The organism is Collinsella aerofaciens (assembly GCF_028206995.1).
In the GTDB taxonomy this organism is placed as follows: Bacteria; Actinomycetota; Coriobacteriia; order Coriobacteriales; family Coriobacteriaceae; genus Collinsella; species Collinsella aerofaciens_AQ.
This window is the reverse complement of sequence record NZ_JAQLFL010000027.1, coordinates 1-1,923: the sequence shown is the minus strand read 5'-3', so window position 1 is coordinate 1,923 and position 1,923 is coordinate 1. Positions and strand designations below refer to the sequence as shown.

Genomic DNA, 1,923 nt, shown 5'->3' with positions numbered 1-1,923 from the left:
TGCCGCAGCGGCAAGGCGTCGTGGGAGATTCCGGGGACTCGGTATGCTCTGTCTGAAAAGACCCCGCATTCCGAAAGGATGGGTATGGATCAAGTAATCGATGCCATGATGCCGTTCTTCATGCTCGCTATCGTCCTGTTTGTCATAGAGACCGTGTTCGACATGTTCTGGCGCGAGCATAAGAAGGCCAAGCGTGAGCGTGAGCGTGAGAGGAAGCGGGAGAAGCGTCGGCAGGAATACCAGGACCGCCGTATGGCAAACGATGCCGAGCATGCGAAGGTTACCCGTGCGATGCGATATGACGTCCTGCGCCGCGACGGATTCAAGTGCGTGAGGTGCGGGCGCGGCAGCGCCGACGGGGTCAAGCTGCATGTCGACCATATCGTCCCCGTCTCGCGCGGCGGCAAGTCCACCATGGACAACCTCCAGACGCTCTGTGAGGACTGCAATTGCGGCAAGGGAAACAAATATCTCGAATAGGAGAATAGGAGGATCGGCTGAGTTTCAAAACGTTCTCGGTTCGGATGGCAGGATGCACCTCGAACGGCAATTCGGCAACCAGAGAATTGACCTCACTACGGGAGACGTCAAGACGGTAATACCCGGGGTCGGAGGCATGAACACCGTCATCGATGAGAAAGGCGTCCATACCGAGATGCAGATCGGGAACATGCGCCGGACGCTAGGCAAGAACGGGTTCGACTGGATGCTGTAGGCGTGATTTGCCGCTGCGGCAAGACCGGTACGGAAATCTGAAATAGCCATACATTCGAGCCGTTTCTATTCACCCTGAGCGAAGGGGGCCGCATATGCATGCAGCGGCAATTTCGCCTCGGGGGGGGTCGCTCGTAGGGCGGCCAATCTCCGAGGCCAATCTATCATCGAGTACGTCCTGATCATCGCGATCATCGGCCTTGTGATCGTGTTCGCCGGACCCGGCGTTGCCGGGGCCATCCGCAACCAGTTCAACCTGGTCGGCAACACAGTGAATAATGGGACGACCGGCGGCGTCGAGGGCGGTGGAACATCCGGCGGCGGCTCCACAGGGGCCGATTCCGCGACCGTCCAGGCGGCTATAGCCAAGGACGCGAAGGACTGGACGCTCGACGAGCAGAAGGCCGTGGCAGAGGACATCGCCGCCAAGGGCGAGGCCTCGCCCGCCTACGCGAAAGCCAAGGCCGCGATGGACGCCGGTACCAAGTTCTCGATGAAGCTAACCGATGGTCAGACGCTCGAGTACAAGATCATCGGCATCAACCACGACGACCTCGCCGATGGTTCGGGCAAGGCGGGCCTGACGTTCCTCACCACCTCGACGACCATCTCTTCCCGCATGAACGCCACGGACACCAACGCCGGCGGCTGGGGGAAGTCGGAGCTCCGCGGGAAGATGAACTCCGGCGAGATCTGGAACCTCATGCCCTCCGATTTTCAGTCCAAGGTGAAATCGGTCAAGAAGCTCACGAACAACGTCGGGGGCGGTAGCGCGAACAAGAATGCCGCCGTGACGGCTACCTCAGACAAGCTGTTCCTGCTCAGCTACTCCGAGATCGTCCCCACCTCCTACTGGGCATCCAGCTATCCCTGGACTTCTAACGAGGGCACCCAGTACGAGGCGTTCAAGGGAAAGGTGACGAACAATTATTCGGGTAACGATTGCCTGAAGATTGGCGACATTTGGTGGGAGCGCTCGGCGGATCCGTACTACTCCTACTACTTCCTCGGTGTCAACGGCATCGGCGATCCGTCGCACAGCTACTATGCGGCGGGCTCGTATTGCGTCTGCCCCGCTTTCTCCTTCTAATCTACGCCCCTGAACCCCTCCGGCATTCGCCGGAGGGGTTCCTTCCCAGCTGGAGGCCCCATGGTTCCAAAGAGCAGGCAGACCGAATCGGTCTCGACTGAGTATCTCCGACAGGCGCG

The 1,923-nt window shown here is 59.8% G+C and carries 3 protein-coding genes; all 3 read left to right on the top strand.

Annotated elements, in window-relative coordinates:
- The first annotated feature begins 84 nt into the window (after window positions 1-84).
- The 3 genes from PMX60_RS10135 (at window position 85) to PMX60_RS10125 (ending at window position 1,804) form a co-directional block, all read left to right on the top strand.
- Window positions 85-480, top strand: a complete 396-nt coding sequence (locus tag PMX60_RS10135) for an HNH endonuclease (RefSeq protein ID WP_271747819.1) — start codon at window positions 85-87, stop codon at window positions 478-480.
- Between the two features lie 52 nt (window positions 481-532).
- Entirely contained in the window at window positions 533-715 is a 183-nt protein-coding gene (locus tag PMX60_RS10130; RefSeq protein WP_271747818.1) for a hypothetical protein, read from the top strand.
- Window positions 716-922: 207 nt separating this feature from the next.
- Entirely contained in the window at window positions 923-1,804 is an 882-nt protein-coding gene (locus tag PMX60_RS10125) for a DUF6273 domain-containing protein (RefSeq protein WP_271747817.1), read from the top strand.
- Window positions 1,805-1,923: the final 119 nt, after the last annotated feature.

What these genes read in the sequence shown, in the direction of transcription:
- PMX60_RS10135 (WP_271747819.1), top strand. Translation starts at nt 85, where the DNA reads ATGGATCAAGTAATCGATGCCATGATGCCGTTCTTCATGCTCGCTATC.
- PMX60_RS10130 (WP_271747818.1), top strand. Translation starts at nt 533, where the DNA reads ATGCACCTCGAACGGCAATTCGGCAACCAGAGAATTGACCTCACTACG.